This window comes from Ferruginibacter sp., assembly GCF_031391665.1.
In the GTDB taxonomy this organism is placed as follows: Bacteria; Bacteroidota; Bacteroidia; order Chitinophagales; family Chitinophagaceae; genus Ferruginibacter.
The window spans coordinates 29,568-46,904 of the sequence record NZ_JANMUN010000171.1; the positions used below are offsets into that span (position 1 = coordinate 29,568).

Consider the following 17,337-nt stretch of genomic DNA (forward strand, 5'->3'; position numbering starts at 1 on the left):
CACTACTTATACTCATACTCAATAGTGCCCATCAAACGTCCTTCTTTGGAGTAACATCTTTCATTCCTGCGTATGCCATCTTCATAGTTATAGCGCCAGGTAAAAAAGTAAGCACCTTCCTTTTCTGATGTCACCATTTTGGTAACCTGGCCTTCGGGATTATATTCGAAAGTAAGTTCTGAAAAAAGTTTTTTCTGAAAGTTATAACTATGAACAACTTCGGTGAGTCGGTTCTTCAGATCATAATAATAATAATAAAGTTCACCTGTCTTTGCATTCTTTTCGATAATGATATTACCGGCTTCATCAGCTTCGAAAACGTACAGGGTACTGTCCCGGTTATTCTTAACAAGTCTCATTTGCTCCAGGATGCCGGTGCTATTATATTGATACAGGTGTTGCTCATTGGAAAAACCGGCATCATCATCAGAAAAATGCTTGGAAGAAATGATGGACACCAGCCTTCCTGATCCATCATAGCGGTAATCAATTGTAGTGGCTCCCGATTCGGATGAATCAATGGTCCTTTGCAACAGTCCTGCTTTGTTAAAAGAGGAAATGAAAGTGTTGGGATAGGATTCATTTGTTTCGGTATAGATCTCCACTTCTGTAAAATCCCTGTTTATTTTTTTCTGGCAGGTAAAGCCTTCAGTCTCCCCGCCGTTTGATTCCAGAGACAAGACCTTAACCCCTTTTATCTTTTTCTCTTTTAGCATGGCTAGCTCAGCGAGCACAGCTTTGTTATTAACGATATCATTATAATAATACTGGGCTTTTAAACCCACCGATGCTGCTACAATTAATACTGTTACAAAAACTCTTTTTATCATAGGTAATTTATTTGCTGCCAAAAGTAAACTTTCTTTTATTAACTCAAACGATACCAAAAACAGACTTAAGCCAAACTTTATTATTTTTAACAAAATTATCATGCTTTGAGCCATCTTAAAGAGCGAAAAGAAAAAAATTGTTTAAACTGTAATGCACAGGTTTATGGTACATATTGCCATATATGTGGCCAGGAAAATATTGAACCCAAAGAAACGGCAGGGCATTTAATTTCACATTTTTTTCAGGATATTACTCATTTTGATGGCAAATTTTTCAGTTCGTTAAAATTATTAATTACCAAGCCCGGGTTTTTACCAAGAGAATATATGGTGGGAAGGCGTGCAAGCTATTTAAACCCAATACGTTTTTATGTATTTACCTCTGCATTATTTTTTTTAATCTTCTTTTCGTTGTACAAATTCGATGCTTCTAAAGCAATTACAATAACCGGTGATGTAAATAAGGTTCCTGTTTCGGAAATAAGAACAATGGATTCGATAAAGTATAAAAAATTTGTTGATACACTTGTTATTAACGACCCTGATTTAAAATTTGCTTACAACAGGCAGCAGTATTTAAAATACCTGGATAGTGCTGCAATTGCTGCCGCTACATTTAAAATGACTCCATCAAAATTTAAAACCCGTAAGGAATATGACAGTGCATTGGCGCATGGCAAAGACCATAATTGGGTGGAGCGGCAACTGGTGTACAAACAAATTGAGATAAATGAAAAATACAGTGGGCAGCCTAAAGCAGCTGTGGCAGCAGTGATAAATAATTTGCTTCATTCCATTCCACAAATACTTTTTATTACATTGCCGCTTTTTGCATTTTTTCTTAAAATTTTATATTCGAGGCACCGTAAATATTATTATGTAAACCATGCCATATTTACTATACATCTTTTTGTATTTGTATTTATTGCATTACTGGTAATTTTTGGTATAAATAAAATTGCCGAAGCAACGGGTGCAAACTGGTTACAATACCTGTCGGGCATATTAATTATACTGGTATTTTTTTACAATTATAAAGCCATGCGGAATTTTTATCAGCAGGGAAGAGGTAAAACGATTTTAAAATTTTTTATTCTTCAATTTGCAAACCTTATCATTGCAATTATTCTTTTTACAGCATTTACTTTTTTATCGCTTTTTAAAATATAATTTTTCATGAACACAGCAGGCGAAAGTTTTTTAAGGTTAGTAACAATAATGGATGAACTGAGGGAGAAGTGTCCCTGGGATAAAAAGCAAACTATCGAAACCCTGCGCCAGTTAACCATTGAAGAAACTTATGAACTGGCAGACGCCATTTCGGCCAACGATTATAAAAGTATTAAAGAAGAATTGGGAGATCTGTTACTCCATATTGTTTTCTATGCAAAAATTGGAGCCGAGAAAAATGAGTTTACTTTGGATGAAGTTATAAATGGAGTTTGCGAAAAATTAATTCACCGGCATCCGCATATTTACGGAGACGTAAAAGTAGCAGATGACGAAGAAGTAAAAAGAAACTGGGAAAAGTTAAAATTAAAGGAAGGTAAAACTTCGGTGCTCGGCGGTGTGCCTAAAGCTTTACCATCGATGGTAAAAGCTATGCGCCTGCAGGAAAAAGCAAAACAGGTGGGTTTTGAGTGGGATAATAAAGAGCAGGTTTGGGAAAAGGTAGAAGAGGAAATAGGGGAATTGCAGGAGGCCATTGGCAATTTACAAGAGGCAGTGAGCAATAACCTGTCGTCAGTTGTCAGTCGTCAGTTGTCAGTAGAAGACGAATTAGGCGATGTTTTTTTCTCTTTAGTAAACTTTGCAAGGTTTTTGCAGGTAGATGCTGAAAATGCTTTGGAACGCACCAATAAAAAATTCATCAGCCGTTTTACTAAAATGGAAGCTGAAGCGTTAAAAGATGGTAAGCAGTTACACGATATGAGTTTGGAGGAAATGGATGCGATTTGGAACAGGATAAAAAAAAATGAATGAGCAGCCGTGAGCCGTGAGTAAGATTTGGTTGTGCAAATTAAATGCTAATCAACCAGTAAACCAATAAACTAATTAACTAATAAACCAACCCATTTTTCTGCAAAAATTTAAAACCATTTGGCAATTTTTATACAAGAACAGTTACCTGCTGGTAATTGCAGCCTGGTTAATTACTATATCTTTTATTATTGATAATTACTGGAGCGATAATTCTTCTGTTAATTCGGTGCAAAAAAAAATTGAAACTTATATTCACCAGCAGGAAAATGATTTTAAAAAACTCAGTAACGATACCGTACTGCTTACTAAACTTTCTGTAAAAAATTACGATGAAACTTTTTTAGAGGCCTTTACCCAAAAAAAATATTTTTTTTACCTGTACCAACTAACTGATGCAGCACAGTACGAAGCACTTTTTTGGAACACACAGGCAGTACAACCAGGCGATGCATTATTGTACAGCGCCGACAGTTCCGGCTTTGTGCTTTTGCCCAACGGTTATTATGTATGGCACAAAGTAAATATAGGGCAGGGTCTGGTGGTTGCTTTAATACCGGTAAAGTGGAATTATGTAATAACTAACGAATACCTTAAAAATACTTTTGCCATTGGCGAAGAAATAGAAAATAATTACGACATCTCTCTTGATTCAGGTGCAGTATCGGTACAATCTTTAAATGGTAATCAGTTATTTTATCTTTTAAAAAAACCGGGCACTATTGTCCCTAAAAATAATATCATTTCTGTTTGGCTGCGTATTTTAGGAACATTCTTTATACTGCTGTTTATTCATTTTTGTGCGGTGTATATTTCAATGAACAGCCGTTTGTGGAAGGCTTCTTTATTTTTAATTGTACTTGTTGTTGGGTTACGTATTGTAAGTTATTATTTTCCGCTGCCGTTAAATTTCCGGCAGTTCGAATTGTTTGACCCTTCGGTGTATGGTTCCAGTTTTGTGCTTCGTTCGTTAGGGGATCTGCTAATTAATGCACTATTATTTGTATGGATAATTTTATTTATCCGCCAGCAACTGCAGGAAAAAAATTACACCATTGCGCTTAGGTTTCATGTGGTAAAATGGTTGTTGCTGGCAATTGTAGCTATAGTTTTAATTACGGCCACCTATGTTTGTGGCCATATCATACGCAGTATGGTAGCCGATTCGCAAATTTCATTTGATGTAATTAATTTTTTTACACTTAATATTTACAGCATCATTGGTTTTGTGGTGCTATGCTGTACTGCCATTGGCTATTTTGTGCTGGGGCAAATTTTAATGTACCTGCTTCGGCCAATGTTTCCCCAAAATTTTATTGCTCTTTATATTGTTGTTGCCGTTGCAGGGTTAACTTTTTTAACCATTGGCTTTAACATTGCCATTGTTACTTTTGAGTTGTACCTTCTCATATGGTTATTATTATTTTTAATTTTACTCAGCAGTAATTATCTCGCTTTTTTAACTACAGGCCTTTCTTCATCTAAGTTGGTTTTTTGGTTATTCTTTTTTTCATTGTCTATAATGGCTGTAATTGTACATGAAAATAATATTAAAGAACTGCGTAACCGCAAGCATTACGCCGAAACACTTTCTACCAAGGCCGATCCTGCAAGCGAAACGCTGATGAATACCCTGCTTACCAGTTTTAGAAACGAAGTGCTGGCAAGTAATTTTTACCGGCTTAAAAATGATTCCACCAACCAAATATTTAAAGACAGTTTAGTTAGTGGAAATTTTTCCAGCTACAATAATAAATACGAAACTAAAATTTATTCTTTTGATGCCAATGAAAAACCATTATTTAATATAGATTCATCTGGCTTTAATGAGTTGAACACTATTTTAAATACACAGGGCAGGCCAACCAATATCGCTGATTTATATTATTACGATGAATCTTACGATCGCTATACTTATATCAGCCGCAAAAATGTAATTGATACCGGCGGTAAAACATTGGGTTATGTATTTATTCTGGCAAGATCAAAAAAATATAAATCCGATGCGTTATATCCCGAATTGTTTTCCCGTGGCAATGCCTATGCTATTGAAAACTCATCTGTTTATGCATTTGCAGTGTATAATAATTTGCAGTTAATAAGCAATCATAACGATTATGCATTTGCCACTAAACTTGTAAAGCAGCAGGTGCCTAAAGAAGAGTTTGAAATAAAAACAAAAAATGGTTACGACGAATTGTGGTATAAAGCGGGTCCCGGCAACGTAGTAATTATTGCTAAGCAGGATAATTTTTTAATAGAAGCCATTACTTTGTTCTCTTATTTATTCTGTGCATTTTTACTGGTAACGGCCATTTTCTGGCTTATCAATATTTTCATCCGTTCCCGTTTAAATAAAGAACAGTTAAAAACATCGTGGCAGCTTAGTATCCGCAACCAGATACACGGTACGGTAATTTTTATCAGCATCCTTTCTTTTGTTGTAATAGGTATTGCCACCATTTTATTTTTTATAAAACGTTACGAGAATAATAACCGGGAACGCCTGAGCCGTACTATTAACGTAATGGAAAATGAAGTACGTACTTCGCTTGCTGAGTTATCGGTGTTTGATGATGTAATAAAAATTTACGACGAAGGGTTTAAAAAAGAACTGGAGCAAACCATTGTAAAAATTTCTGAAATTCATGATGCTGATATAAACCTTTACGATCTGGAAGGCAACCTCAGGGTTTCCTCTTTACCATTGCCCTATAATAAAGGTATAGTAAGTACAAAGATGGATCCTGTTGCTTACTATCATCTTAATAAACAAAAAGAAGTGCAGTATTTTAAAGAAGAAAAAATAGGCACATTAAAATTTGTAAGCAATTATGTACCTGTAATTGATGAAGCCGGAAGAGAGTACGCTTATCTTAACATTCCATATTTTACTTCGCAAAGCAAATTAAAATTAGAGATCGCTAACTTTTTAGTAACCATCATTAACCTTAATGCATTTATATTTTTAATTGCAGGTATTGTGGCATTGTTTATTACCAACCGTATTACCCGTTCTTTTTCTTTTATCAGTAATAAAATGAAAGAAGTTAATTTGGGTAAGATGAATGAAATGATTGACTGGAAACGCAATGACGAAATTGGTGAGCTGGTTAAAGAATATAATAAGATGGTGGGTAAATTAGATGCCAGTGCCAATGCTCTTGCAAAAAGTGAAAGGGAAGGTGCTTGGCGGGAAATGGCAAGGCAGGTGGCGCATGAAATAAAAAACCCACTTACACCCATGAAGCTGAGTTTACAATACCTGCAAAAAGCAATACTTAATGATAGTGATAATGTAAAAGACCTTACTAAAAGTGTAGCGCAAACTCTGGTAGAACAAATAGATCACTTAAATCAAATTGCAGGTGAGTTTAGCCAGTTTGCAAATATTGGTAACCCACGCAACGAAGTTTTTGATTTGCATGAAGTGCTGTATACCGTTACACAGTTGTATGCAATAAATGATAAAGTGCAGTTGGATTGTACACCATTGCCACACCCCGTTTTAATTAATGCCGACCGTACCCATATCAACCGTTTATTTACCAACCTTATTCAAAATGCTATACAGGCTGTGCCCGAAGATAAAATTGCCATAATTGAAGTGGAAGAAGAATTGCGGGGCAATAAAATTTTAGTAAAAGTAAAAGATAACGGACTGGGCATAGCCGAAGATATGCGGTCGAAAATATTTACACCCAACTTTACTACCAAAACTTCCGGTACCGGGCTTGGCCTTGCCATGTGCAAAGGAATTGTAGAGCAATGTAAAGGAGAAATATGGTTTCAAACAATTGCAGGTAAAGGTTCTACATTTTATGTGGAGTTGCCGGTGGTGGGGTAAATATTTTTCGCATGGAGCAACGGTCTTAATAAATCCGTTGTCATCTTTTATAAATCTATATATGCGACAAATATTTTTTTTCTTTATTTTTTTTATTGTACTTAGCAGTTGCAAGAAAACTACTTACGAGCCTGATACAGTTATTGTTGATATTAGTATTATATCAACCAATACACCCTCAAATCAGGTACAGGGCCAGCATATTGTTTCAAATGTAAAATGTGCAGCGCCAGATCTATGCTATCGGTTTTTAAATTTCGAAATAAAGGAAACTGCAAACAGAACTTTTGAAATAAATGCAAATGGCACATATACTAACGCTAAAAAAGGGGATGTTATTTGTGCGCAGGCAGTTTATTATAAAGACACAACAGTAAGCATCTTTACGCCAGTTAAAGGTCAATACATTTTAAAATTCTACAATAATAAAGCATTATTTAAATCGGATACTGTGCAGGTAAATTAATTATGATACCTCCTGAATTTTAAAACTAAATTTTGGAAATGCATGCAAATTGCAACTTGCAAAAGTATTAGTTTATCACATCATCATTTCTCGCCAGCACATAAACCGCATATCCCTTCATTGCCTCATCATGCTCTTCTTTATATTTTTCAACAGTGTCAATTTTAAAATCATTTTTCTCCAATAATTTTATTGAGGCAATATTTGTTGCCAATAGAAAGGCAGTAATTGTTTTAATTTTCATCTCTGCAAATCCAAAATTAATTACAGCAGTAATGGCCTCCTGCATTATGCCTTTACCATGATAATCGGGTAAAAGTTCGTAGCCAATTTCTGCGATATCATCTTCGGCAACAATATTCCAGTAACAGATAGTGCCAATTAACTCGTTTGTTTCTTTTAAAGCAATTACCCAGTAAATAGATTGATTATTGCTGATGCTGTTATTTATTTTATCAATAAACAACAGGGCTTCTTCAGCAGAAGTTGTTTTTACTCTTTCCAGATATTTGTTTACTGTTTCGTTGCTGCGGAGTGCAGCAATAGCGTCAGCATCGTCAATAGTTAATGGTCTTAAAACTAAACGCCTTGTTTTTAAATATGGAAAAGGAGAGAAGTTTAGTTGAAGCATTGTTCAATAAATAAAATATAAAATACTATCCAAATGTTTTTAAACTCAGTGCCGTTAACGCATAAATAATTGTAGCAGCAAAAATACCTTTGGCAGTTTTATCAATATTGGAATTAATGTAAATAGTAAACAAAATTGCGTTGGCCAGCAAACAAAGGCTAATGGCAATAGTAAGCATACGGTGGCCGGGTTCCATTATTATATACTGCAACGCTTCGCCATAATTAAGCGGCCCCAATTTTTTATATTTAAAAACGGCAAAACCAATAAATGGTGCAATAAGCCCCATTACAAATCCAAAAATAAAATTGTCTTTTTTAAATATCATTTTAAAAATTTATTTTTTTCTAATTGCTTTTTTAAGGTGTAATTGGTAAGGTCGAATTGTACCGGCACCACACTAACGTAACCATTTTTTAAAGCCCACACATCGGTGTCTTTTCCTTTATCAAAATTTAAAAATTCGCCGGTTAGCCAGTAATAATTTTTTCCGTGAGGATCTTTACGTTCATTAAAATCTTCTTTGTATTTAGCATCTGCCTGGCGGCAAACTTTTACACCTTTAATTTTTGCAGCAGGTAATTGAGGAATGTTAACATTCAGCAGTAAACGCTTTTCTTTATTATTATTAAGTACCCATTTGGCAATATTAAAAACATATTCCCTCGCAGCTGAAAAATCGGCTTCAAAACTATAATCTAATAAAGAAAAACCAATGCTGGGAATGCTTTCAATAGCCGCTTCCATTGCCGCACTCATGGTGCCGCTGTACAATACATTTATAGAATGATTGGCACCATGGTTAATGCCGCTGAGGCATAAATCGGGCTTGCGGTGCAATACTTTATCAACTGCAAGTTTAACACAATCTACAGGCGTGCCGCTGGTTTGCCATGCCTCCACTTCGCCAAACATATTTTCTACTTTATTCAAACGCAGTGGTGTACCAATAGTTATGGCATGCCCCATACCGCTTTGTGGTTTATCGGGTGCCACCACCACCACTTTACCCAGGCCTTTTACTGCTTCTACTAAATTTTTTATACCCGGCGCAGTAATACCATCATCGTTGGTAATTAAAATAACGGGTTGTTGTTGTTTTGCTGGCATTAATTAATTTTCGATTTATGATTTACTATTTCGGATTTTGAAATGTATATTTTTTCTCTTGCAAAAATAATTACTGATGTGGATTTAAAATCCTAATTCCAAACCTGCCTGTCGGCAGACAGGTATCCAATTCCAAATTCCTTTATTTAAAATTGAGGGAACCATTGCCTTGCAATACCCGCCGCTTTAAAAGGCCAGGGTATCATTGCTATAATAATTACAATGGCTAAGCCAAAATAAATTAAACTGCGTTTATGTTTTTGTGCATCAATACCACTTCTTTTAACCATGCTGCGGCCAATATGCACCAGCAGCCATGCAATAATCATCATCAGCGCATGCTCCACTGCAAAAAAACGTTCCATGGGGTTTTTCATTACTTCACCCATACTGCTTTTTACCCTGTCGAACCACATGCCATTAAAATATAAAACCAATCCAATCAGCAATTGAATATCGCAAAAGGTCATAAATAATAAATTGGTTCTGTTATCGCCGGCAGTAAAACTTCTTTTACTAAACACGCCGGTTAGGGCATTAAGCAATGTCCATAAACCAAATAACAAAACGGCCCATCTTAAAATGTTGTGTGCTATTAAAAAATAATTCATAAAAATTTATTTGTTACAAAAATAAGGTAACTGCTGCTAAACTTATTTTCATTTTTTTTTGCCCGGCATTTGTTCTTTTGGAGCTTCATTGGCGTCGCACTCTTCAACTGTAAAACTTTAGTCATCTTTTATCTAAGCGTAAATTAATCTCCACTATTTTGGATTAAAACATCAAAATTTTTCACAACATAACATGCTTTATAACTAAAACATATTTTCTCCTCATCTCATTAGCAAAATATTCTGTGCTTCTGTGCCTCCGTGGCAAAATAAAAAATAAATTTGTTCAAACTAAAATTGTTAGTATATTTGTACTAATCAAATTAGTTGCACTATGTCAGTAGCCGGTCAAAACCTAAAATACTTACGCAAACTCCGTGGATGGACACAGGAGGAATTTGCTAACAAACTCGGTATTAAACGTTCGTTAATTGGAGCGTACGAAGAAGAACGTGCCGACCCCCGTTTAGATGTATTGGAAATTATTGCCGATATGTTTAAACTTAGTTTGGATGAATTGTTTTTAAAAGATTTAAGCAATACAGGCAGCAGTTACCTTGCCAAACGGCGACAGCAAAAAATGATGAGTGCTGATAGAAATATCATTCATTTTGTACCCGTAAAAGCAGCAGCAGGTTATTTAGCCGGTTATGCCGATACGGAGTTTATAGATGAATTAAATACTTTCACTTTGCCTATGCTGAGTGGTGGCAATTACAGGGCATTCGAAATTATTGGTGATAGTATGATGCCCACACCAAGCGGCAGTATTATTGTAGGAGAAAAAGTAGATTCGCTGGAAGATATAAAAAATAATATGCCCTACATTGTGGTTAGCCGCAATGAAGGCATTGTATATAAAAGAGTAGTAAAAAATAATAAGGCAAAAAATAAACTCACTTTAGTAAGCGATAATCCTCAATACCAGCCTTACCAGGTAAATGCAGATGATGTGGTGGAATTATGGATGGCTCAATCTGTAATTAGCAAAGTAACGGTGCAGCAGCGCTGGGATGTAAATGCTTTGGCTAACCTGGTGAATAATTTGCAAGACCAGGTAAGTACCTTAAAGAAGAAGATGAATTAAAAATGTAATTTTTTGTTTACATGCAACTGCAGTTTAAAACGCAGAGGAAGATTATTTTGCAAAAAAATTAATAACCTTTAAAATTTTAAAAAATGACAACACAACAGGTGGCCGACAGGTTTTATGAATTATCGCAGCAGGGTGCTTTCGATACTATTCAAACTGAATTATACAGTAAGGATGCAAAAAGTATTGAACCCGAAAATTCTTTTTTAAAAAATGCGGATGGTATGGAGGCGATTCTTGAAAAAGGAAAACAATTTAACAGTATGGTGGAAGAAATGCACGGCGGTTATACTTCTTTACCAATGGTGGCGGGCAATTTTTTTACCTGTACCATGGGTATGGATATAACACTTAAAGGCCAGCCAAGAATGAAGATGGATGAAGTGGCGGTTTACGAAGTAAAAGATGGTAAAATAATGCTGGAACAATTCTTTTTTTAATAAATAAAATAACAGGCAGGCCATGAATGCAAAAGAATTACTGATATTGAATTTTGAAGAAGTGCGTCGCCGCAGTATAAAAGTATGGAAAAGTATTAATGAAGAATTTTTATTTTGGAAACCCGATGAAACAGCCATGAATTGTATTGAAATGGTAAGGCATGTGCTGGAGGGGGAAAATATTTATCATCATATTATTTTGCATGGCGGCGATGTTGGAGATTTTGAAAGCCCGTTAAAAACCAACCCCTATAACTCTATTGAGGATGAATTGAAAAATGCCCAGCCATACCGGGAAAAATTTTTAAAAATGGTAAACAGTTTTACCATTAAAGATTTGGATGAAGTGTATATCACCCGTAAGCAAATAGGACAGCACCGAAAATTGGGAGATTATTTATTACGCATTGCTTATCACGAAGCGGTGCATACCGGCCAGCTACTCGATTACCTCCGTACAGTTAAAACAGTAAGGCCTAAAATTTGGGATTAATAAACCAATACCGGGCAAAAACGGGTATTTAAATAATAGTTTGGAGTGACAAAATAATTAATGTGGCTTTGAAGCTGCAAAATTATTGTTTCTTTTTAGCAGGATAAAATGTTTGAAACTTGGGAATAACGGTTTCTTTTAAATTCATAATTTTATACAACACAGATACATCGATTAACATTTAAAAAACACAATTATGATCAAATTACAAGTTATCGGCAATCTTGGTAAAGATTGTATCGTTAAAGAAATCAATGGCAAAAGCGTAATCAATTTCAGTGTTGCTCATTCTGAGCGCTACAAAGATGCACAGGGCAATCAAAAAGAAAGAACTACCTGGGTAGAATGTGCTTACTGGACGGATAAAACTGCAGTAGCGCAATACCTTACCAAAGGAAGAACAGTTTTTGCCGAGGGCTCACCAGAAGCAGATGCTTATACAAACAAAGAAGGACAGGCTGCGGCAACTTTACGTATGAGGGTGCAAACGGTGCAGCTTTTAGGTGGTAACAGCGAAAGCCAGGGTGCAAATACCGGCAACGTTAGCCATGCTACAGCAACACCAACTACAGTGCAGCCAGTTGTAAGGACCGCTCCGGATAATGTACCGGCAACAGATGATTTACCATTTTAATTTTAATTAAATGAGTTTTATAACGGCGCAATTTTTTGCGCCGTTTTTTTATTGATATTTTTTGTGGCTGCAAAAATTATAAAAAATAAAACGCCCCGAAATTTTGGGGCGTTGTTATAAAAATTTCTATAAATAAATTAAGACTAATCTGTTGATTCAATTCTTCCAAGTTTTCTTCCAAAAACTACTAAATGAATAACAGCAAACGCAAGTGAAATGTAAAGAAGTGTTCTGTCAGTTTCAAAACCTACTGAATATTGATGTAAAAAGCCTACAACAATCAGTAAAAGACAAAGTGACAAACCAGTATATCTGGCAATTTTCATTCCCTTTCTGTTGTTAGTACCATTACCAAGATGGCTATGCTTTGCACCATATACCAGGTAAATATCCATACCAATAAGCATCCATACCAATAAACGTATCCATGTATCCATCGGCAGAAAAACCATCATAAACAAACAAACGAATATTCCTAAAATTGGAACCAAAGGAACAAGTGGTGTTTTAAAAGCTCTTGGTAATTCAGGCATTTTCTTTCTCATTACCCATACACCAATACATACAAGAATAAAAGCGAAAAGTGTACCAATGCTTGTCATTTCGCCAACAACTCTTGCAGGCACAAACGCTGCAAAAAGGCTTACAAAAACCATAAACAATAAATTACTCTTGGCAGGAGTTTGTGTTTTTGGATTTACTGCAGAAAAAATTCTTGGTATCAATCCATCTTTACTCATACTAAAAAATACACGGCTTTGTCCCATTAACATAACAAGAATTACTGAGGCATAGCCGGCAAGAATTGCTACTACAATAGCTCGGTTTAACCATGGATAATCTGGTGTTACAACGCCTGCGGCATTGGTTGTTCCCATATGGTCGATTGCAATTGCAACCGGAGCAATACCATCTTTACCTGCAAATGTTGTATAGCTTGTTACACCAGTCATTACATGGGCAAATAAAATATAGAGTACTGTGCAAATTGCAAGAGAACCTAAAATGCCCCATGGCATATCACGTTTAGGATTTTTTGCTTCCTGTGCTGCGGTACTAACCGCATCAAATCCGATATAAGCAAAGAAAACAATAGCTGCTGCTCTTATAATACCACTGAATCCAAAATTGCCAAAATTGCCTGAATTATCAGGAATGTATGGTGTGTAATTGTCGTTATTAATATATTTCCATCCAAGAAAAATAAATACAAGAACTACTGTGATTTTTAAACCTACAATAACTGAATTTACTATAGCACTTTCTTTTGTGCCTTTCATTAATAGTAAACTCATTAATACAATAATAAAAACAGCAGGTAAATTTATAATGCCTCCGTCCCATGGGCCAACCGTTAAACTTTCTGGAAGGTGTATATCAAATCCTTCTAAAAATTTTACAAGATAACGGCTCCAGCTAATACCAACCGTAGCTGCACCAACTGCATACTCCAGTACAAGATCCCAACCAATTATCCATGCAATAAATTCTCCCATCGTTGCATAAGAATAAGTGTAAGCACTGCCTGCTACAGGTATCATAGAGGCAAATTCTGCATAACATAATCCTGCAAAAAGACAACCTAAGGCAGCAACTACAAATGAAATGGTGATTGCGGGCCCGGCATGATTAGCCGCTGCCATACCGGTTATTGAAAACAAGCCGGCACCAATGATAGCTCCAATACCTAATGCAATTAAACCCCCAGCTCCTAATGTTCTTTTTAATGTATGGCTACCGGTTTCCTGTGCTTCATTCATTAAAGCGGCCATTGGCTTTTTTACAAATAAACTCATATCGTTAGTTGGTTTTAGTTTAAAATGAATTGGAAAAATAAGCAATAAATTTTTAAAAACATCACCAACTATACTTTTTTATAAGCAATGGGTGGATAACAGGTTTTAATATTATATTGCGTAACTAAATGTTATGCAATGGAAATAACGCAGCAACCAACAAAAAAAAGCAGGCTTACATTATATATTCTTGTCGCAATGGTATTGGGTATTATGGTAGGATATTATGTGCATGAAAATTACGGGAGTGCCACAATAAAAACTTTTTCAGACAATATAAAACTCCTCACCACTATTTTTCTCCGCATGGTGCAAATGATTATTGCACCAATTGTATTTGCAACATTGGTTGTAGGTATTGCCAAATTAGGTGATATGAAAACGGTGGGCAGAGTTGGGGGCAAAGCAATGCTGTGGTTTATTACTGCATCTTTAATTTCACTTAGCCTTGGTTTAATTTTAGTAAATATTTTTAAACCGGGTGTTGGTGCCGATATTTCCAATACCGATATGGCCGGGGTTAATGATTTACTGGAAAAATCAAAAGGGTTTTCTTTATCAAAATTTGTAGAACATGTAGTGCCACGAAGTGTAGTGGAAGCTATGGCAACCAATGAAATTTTACAATTGGTGGTGTTCTCCGTTTTATTTGGTGTTGCACTTACTGCCATTGGTAAAAAAGGTGAGCCCATTGTAAATGCATTGGATTCGCTGGCGCATGTAGTACTTAAAATGGTTACCTATGTAATGTATATCGCACCGCTGGGTGTGTTTGGCGCAATGGCTGCTGCAATTGCAAAAAACGGGCTGGGCATTTTAGTAACCTTTGGTAAATATGTCGGCGAATTTTATTTGGGCCTTGCCATTTTGTGGGCACTGTTATTATTTGTAGGGTATCTTTTTTTAAAAAACCGTTTACCGGTTTTGCTGCGAAGGATAAGCACACCCATGTCAATTGCATTTAGTACCGCCAGCAGCGAAGCCGTGTATCCCAAACTGGTAGAAGAGATGGAACGCTTTGGATGCAATAATAAAATTGTGAGTTTTGTTTTGCCCTTAGGTTATTCTTTTAATTTAGATGGCAGTATGATGTACATGACATTTGCCAGTATGTTTATTGCACAGGCATTTAATATAACATCAATAACAGGCGATGTGTGGCAGCAAATAATTATGCTGTTGGTTTTTTTAGTAACCAGTAAAGGTATTGCAGGTGTGCCAAGGGCTTCGCTGGTTGTGGTATTGGCAACCGGTGCTATGTTTGGTTTACCGCCGGAAGGGGTAGGTTTAATTTTAGCGATTGATGTATTTTGCGATATGGGCAGAACAATGACCAACGTTTTAGGAAACGCATTGGCAACAGCCGCAGTTAGTAAATGGGAAGGACAATTGGAGCATCCGTAACAAAAACATAAAACAATTTAAATGTTAGATTTTATTTTTCTCGACTTTCAATGGACACAATTATTACAACCCCAATGGTATATTGCCAATGGAGGACTTTGGCTTGTTTTATTTGTAGTATTTGCCGAAACAGGTTTGTTTGCCGGATTTTTCCTTCCGGGTGATTCTTTATTATTTGTTGCCGGTATTTATGCAAACGAAATTAAGCAGCCCGATGGTACAGTTGGGCCCGGACTTGCACACCAATTTTTAAATGTATTTGGTTTAGGTGATATAAATAATCAATGGCTGAATTTATTAGTTTTAATTGTTTTGATTACCATTGCCGGTATTTTAGGCAATATGGTTGGTTATTGGTTTGGAAAAAAAGGCGGCCCTGCATTGTATAACAGAAAGGATACTTTTCTTTTTAAACAACGTTACCTGCACCAGGCAAAAGAGTTTTACGATAAGAATGGAGGTTTTGCAATTGTAGTTGCCCGCTTTGTTCCATTCATCAGAACGTTTGCCCCTATTATTGCAGGCATTGTGCAAATGGATAGAAAAAAATATTTTTATTATAATGTATTGGGTTGTATTGCATGGGTTACTACAATGATTTGCGCTGGCTATTTTTTAAACAAAGCCTTTCCAATTTTGCAGGAAAAACTGGAAATAATTGTAATTGTAATTGTATTAGTTTCCACTTTACCCATTATTTTTAAAATGATAAAATCTAAAAGAGATAAAAAGAAAAATGCAGGCCAGTAAACCATCACATTCTATTTTTAACATTGCTGTTGTTGTTGCTGCATTGGGTTACTTTGTAGATATCTATGATTTGTTGTTGTTTACCATTGTAAAAAAATCAAGTGTAATGGCGGTTGGTGCTACCGATGCAACTTTGTTGGTTGACAGCACTAAAATAATCAACTGGCAAATGATTGGTTTGTTATTGGGTGGAATTATTTGGGGCGTTTTGGGAGATAAAAAAGGAAGGTTATCAGTTTTGTTTGGCTCCATCATTTTGTATTCTGCAGCAAATTTTATAACAGGGTTTATACAAACTGTAGATCAGTATGCAATGTGCCGTTTTGTTGCAGGCCTTGGTTTAGCTGGCGAGTTGGGTGCTGGTATTACATTGGTTAGCGAACTTTTGCCAAAAAATAAAAGAGGCATTGGTACTTCGCTGGTAGCAGGTATTGGATTGTTTGGTGCTGTTGCGGCCTATTTTACCTATCAATATACTAATGAAGACTGGAGGCTTTGTTATAAAATTGGCGGGGGTCTTGGCATAATGCTGCTTTTTCTGCGTATTAGTGTAGCCGAGTCGGGTATGTTTAAACAGGTGAAAGAATCTAATGTGCAGCGAGGCAATTTTTTTATGTTTTTTAATAATGCAAAACGGTTTAAAAAATATGTATTGGCTATTTTAATTGGATTACCTACATGGTATGTGATTGGTATTTTGGTTAATCAAAGTGACAGGTTTGGTAAATCAATGTTTGGAAGTACAACCGTTGACTCTGGCCGTTCAATAATGTTTGCATATACCGGCATTGCAATTGGCGATATTTTAATTGGATTGGTTAGTCAATATTTTAAAAGCAGAAAGAAGGCGTTATTATTATTTTATTTTCTTTGTGTTATCTCTTTAATAATTTTCTTTAGTAGAGTAAATAATTCTGATGTAAGGATGTATATTATTTGCGGCCTGTTAGGTTTTAGCACAGGTTTTTGGGCAATTTTTGTAACTATGGGTGCAGAGCAATTTGGTACAAATCTCAGGGCAACAGCCGCAACAACAATTCCTAATATGGTTAGAGGGGCCTTACCTTTAATTAATCTTATGTTCCTAAGCCTTTTTCAAAAAAACTGGGAATGGTCATTAGTAAAAAGTGGTATTGTTACTGGTATAGTTGTGCTTATCATAACTTTTATTGCATTTTATTTTACAGAAGAAACTTTTCATAAAGATCTTAATTATACAGAAGGCGAAGAGCTGATGACTTAATAGTAAAAA

Annotated in this window: 17 protein-coding genes; 11 read left to right on the forward strand and 6 right to left on the reverse strand. The window is 35.7% G+C overall.

The genetic code is table 11. From position 1 onward, the window contains the following. Positions 1-2: 2 nt before the first annotated feature. On the reverse strand, positions 3-923 hold the full coding sequence (locus tag ACY651_RS12695; RefSeq protein ID WP_462253287.1) for a hypothetical protein: 921 nt from the start codon (positions 921-923) through the stop codon (positions 3-5). Between the two features lie 12 nt (positions 924-935). On the opposite strand from ACY651_RS12695, the gene ACY651_RS12700 reads away from it, so the two are divergent. The 4 genes from ACY651_RS12700 (at position 936) to ACY651_RS12715 (ending at position 7,123) form a co-directional block, all read left to right on the forward strand. Further along, complete coding sequence (locus ACY651_RS12700) at positions 936-2,000, forward strand: DUF3667 domain-containing protein (protein ID WP_462253289.1); 1,065 nt, start codon at positions 936-938, stop codon at positions 1,998-2,000. Between the two features lie 6 nt (positions 2,001-2,006). Beyond that, a complete protein-coding gene (gene mazG / locus ACY651_RS12705; protein ID WP_462253291.1) occupies positions 2,007-2,813 on the forward strand; it encodes a nucleoside triphosphate pyrophosphohydrolase in 807 nt (268 codons plus the stop codon). A gap of 226 nt (positions 2,814-3,039) precedes the next feature. After that, positions 3,040-6,657, forward strand: a complete 3,618-nt coding sequence (locus ACY651_RS12710; RefSeq protein ID WP_462253293.1) for a sensor histidine kinase — start codon at positions 3,040-3,042, stop codon at positions 6,655-6,657. A 61-nt stretch (positions 6,658-6,718) separates the two neighbouring features. Then, positions 6,719-7,123, forward strand: a complete 405-nt coding sequence (locus tag ACY651_RS12715; protein ID WP_462253295.1) for a hypothetical protein — start codon at positions 6,719-6,721, stop codon at positions 7,121-7,123. Positions 7,124-7,190: 67 nt separating this feature from the next. Here ACY651_RS12715 and ACY651_RS12720 read toward each other — a convergent pair whose 3' ends face one another. From ACY651_RS12720 to ACY651_RS12735, 4 genes are all read right to left on the reverse strand, one after another. Then, positions 7,191-7,754, reverse strand: a complete 564-nt coding sequence (locus tag ACY651_RS12720) for a GNAT family N-acetyltransferase (RefSeq protein ID WP_462253297.1) — start codon at positions 7,752-7,754, stop codon at positions 7,191-7,193. Positions 7,755-7,779: 25 nt separating this feature from the next. Then, complete coding sequence (locus ACY651_RS12725; protein WP_462221156.1) at positions 7,780-8,082, reverse strand: hypothetical protein; 303 nt, start codon at positions 8,080-8,082, stop codon at positions 7,780-7,782. After that, positions 8,079-8,864 (reverse strand): 5'/3'-nucleotidase SurE, encoded by a 786-nt coding sequence (surE, locus tag ACY651_RS12730; RefSeq protein WP_462253299.1) that lies wholly within the window; start codon positions 8,862-8,864, stop codon positions 8,079-8,081. Before surE ends, ACY651_RS12725 begins: the two co-directional genes overlap by 4 nt. A gap of 146 nt (positions 8,865-9,010) precedes the next feature. Beyond that, on the reverse strand, positions 9,011-9,475 hold the full coding sequence (locus tag ACY651_RS12735) for a hypothetical protein (RefSeq protein WP_462253301.1): 465 nt from the start codon (positions 9,473-9,475) through the stop codon (positions 9,011-9,013). Between the two features lie 334 nt (positions 9,476-9,809). On the opposite strand from ACY651_RS12735, the gene ACY651_RS12740 reads away from it, so the two are divergent. From ACY651_RS12740 to ACY651_RS12755, 4 genes are all read left to right on the forward strand, one after another. After that, the gene (locus ACY651_RS12740; protein WP_462221159.1) at positions 9,810-10,562 is read left to right on the forward strand and encodes an XRE family transcriptional regulator; all 753 of its coding nucleotides are present in this window, start codon (positions 9,810-9,812) and stop codon (positions 10,560-10,562) included. Positions 10,563-10,654: 92 nt separating this feature from the next. Continuing rightward, positions 10,655-11,008 (forward strand): SnoaL-like domain-containing protein, encoded by a 354-nt coding sequence (locus tag ACY651_RS12745; protein ID WP_462253303.1) that lies wholly within the window; start codon positions 10,655-10,657, stop codon positions 11,006-11,008. Positions 11,009-11,030: 22 nt separating this feature from the next. After that, the gene (locus tag ACY651_RS12750; protein ID WP_462253305.1) at positions 11,031-11,501 is read left to right on the forward strand and encodes a DinB family protein; all 471 of its coding nucleotides are present in this window, start codon (positions 11,031-11,033) and stop codon (positions 11,499-11,501) included. 196 nt (positions 11,502-11,697) lie between these two features. Beyond that, complete coding sequence (locus ACY651_RS12755; RefSeq protein WP_462253307.1) at positions 11,698-12,135, forward strand: single-stranded DNA-binding protein; 438 nt, start codon at positions 11,698-11,700, stop codon at positions 12,133-12,135. Positions 12,136-12,278: 143 nt separating this feature from the next. On the opposite strand, the gene ACY651_RS12760 is transcribed toward ACY651_RS12755, so the two are convergent. After that, positions 12,279-13,931 carry an amino acid permease gene (locus ACY651_RS12760; protein ID WP_462253309.1) on the reverse strand — a complete coding sequence of 551 codons (1,653 nt, stop codon included), beginning with the start codon at positions 13,929-13,931 and terminating at the stop codon, positions 12,279-12,281. Positions 13,932-14,069: 138 nt separating this feature from the next. Here ACY651_RS12760 and ACY651_RS12765 point away from each other — a divergent pair, with 138 nt between their 5' ends. The 3 genes from ACY651_RS12765 to ACY651_RS12775 are packed head-to-tail and all read left to right on the forward strand — an operon-like array spanning position 14,070 to position 17,328. Continuing rightward, complete coding sequence (locus ACY651_RS12765) at positions 14,070-15,335, forward strand: dicarboxylate/amino acid:cation symporter (RefSeq protein WP_462253311.1); 1,266 nt, start codon at positions 14,070-14,072, stop codon at positions 15,333-15,335. Positions 15,336-15,356: 21 nt separating this feature from the next. Beyond that, positions 15,357-16,085 carry a DedA family protein gene (locus tag ACY651_RS12770; protein WP_462253313.1) on the forward strand — a complete coding sequence of 243 codons (729 nt, stop codon included), beginning with the start codon at positions 15,357-15,359 and terminating at the stop codon, positions 16,083-16,085. Continuing rightward, a complete protein-coding gene (locus tag ACY651_RS12775; RefSeq protein ID WP_462253315.1) occupies positions 16,072-17,328 on the forward strand; it encodes an MFS transporter in 1,257 nt (418 codons plus the stop codon). Before ACY651_RS12770 ends, ACY651_RS12775 begins: the two co-directional genes overlap by 14 nt. Positions 17,329-17,337: the final 9 nt, after the last annotated feature.

Excerpts from the sequence above, each read along its gene's own strand:
- ACY651_RS12715 (WP_462253295.1), top strand. The coding sequence starts at position 6,719 with ATGCGACAAATATTTTTTTTCTTTATTTTTTTTATTGTACTTAGCAGT.
- ACY651_RS12735 (WP_462253301.1), bottom strand. The coding sequence starts at position 9,475 with ATGAATTATTTTTTAATAGCACACAACATTTTAAGATGGGCCGTTTTG.
- ACY651_RS12720 (WP_462253297.1), bottom strand. The coding sequence starts at position 7,754 with ATGCTTCAACTAAACTTCTCTCCTTTTCCATATTTAAAAACAAGGCGT.
- ACY651_RS12740 (WP_462221159.1), top strand. The coding sequence starts at position 9,810 with ATGTCAGTAGCCGGTCAAAACCTAAAATACTTACGCAAACTCCGTGGA.
- ACY651_RS12750 (WP_462253305.1), top strand. The coding sequence starts at position 11,031 with ATGAATGCAAAAGAATTACTGATATTGAATTTTGAAGAAGTGCGTCGC.
- ACY651_RS12760 (WP_462253309.1), bottom strand. The coding sequence starts at position 13,931 with ATGAGTTTATTTGTAAAAAAGCCAATGGCCGCTTTAATGAATGAAGCA.
- ACY651_RS12755 (WP_462253307.1), top strand. The coding sequence starts at position 11,698 with ATGATCAAATTACAAGTTATCGGCAATCTTGGTAAAGATTGTATCGTT.
- ACY651_RS12765 (WP_462253311.1), top strand. The coding sequence starts at position 14,070 with ATGGAAATAACGCAGCAACCAACAAAAAAAAGCAGGCTTACATTATAT.
- ACY651_RS12725 (WP_462221156.1), bottom strand. The coding sequence starts at position 8,082 with ATGATATTTAAAAAAGACAATTTTATTTTTGGATTTGTAATGGGGCTT.
- surE (WP_462253299.1), bottom strand. The coding sequence starts at position 8,864 with ATGCCAGCAAAACAACAACAACCCGTTATTTTAATTACCAACGATGAT.
- ACY651_RS12775 (WP_462253315.1), top strand. The coding sequence starts at position 16,072 with ATGCAGGCCAGTAAACCATCACATTCTATTTTTAACATTGCTGTTGTT.
- ACY651_RS12745 (WP_462253303.1), top strand. The coding sequence starts at position 10,655 with ATGACAACACAACAGGTGGCCGACAGGTTTTATGAATTATCGCAGCAG.
- ACY651_RS12770 (WP_462253313.1), top strand. The coding sequence starts at position 15,357 with ATGTTAGATTTTATTTTTCTCGACTTTCAATGGACACAATTATTACAA.
- mazG (WP_462253291.1), top strand. The coding sequence starts at position 2,007 with ATGAACACAGCAGGCGAAAGTTTTTTAAGGTTAGTAACAATAATGGAT.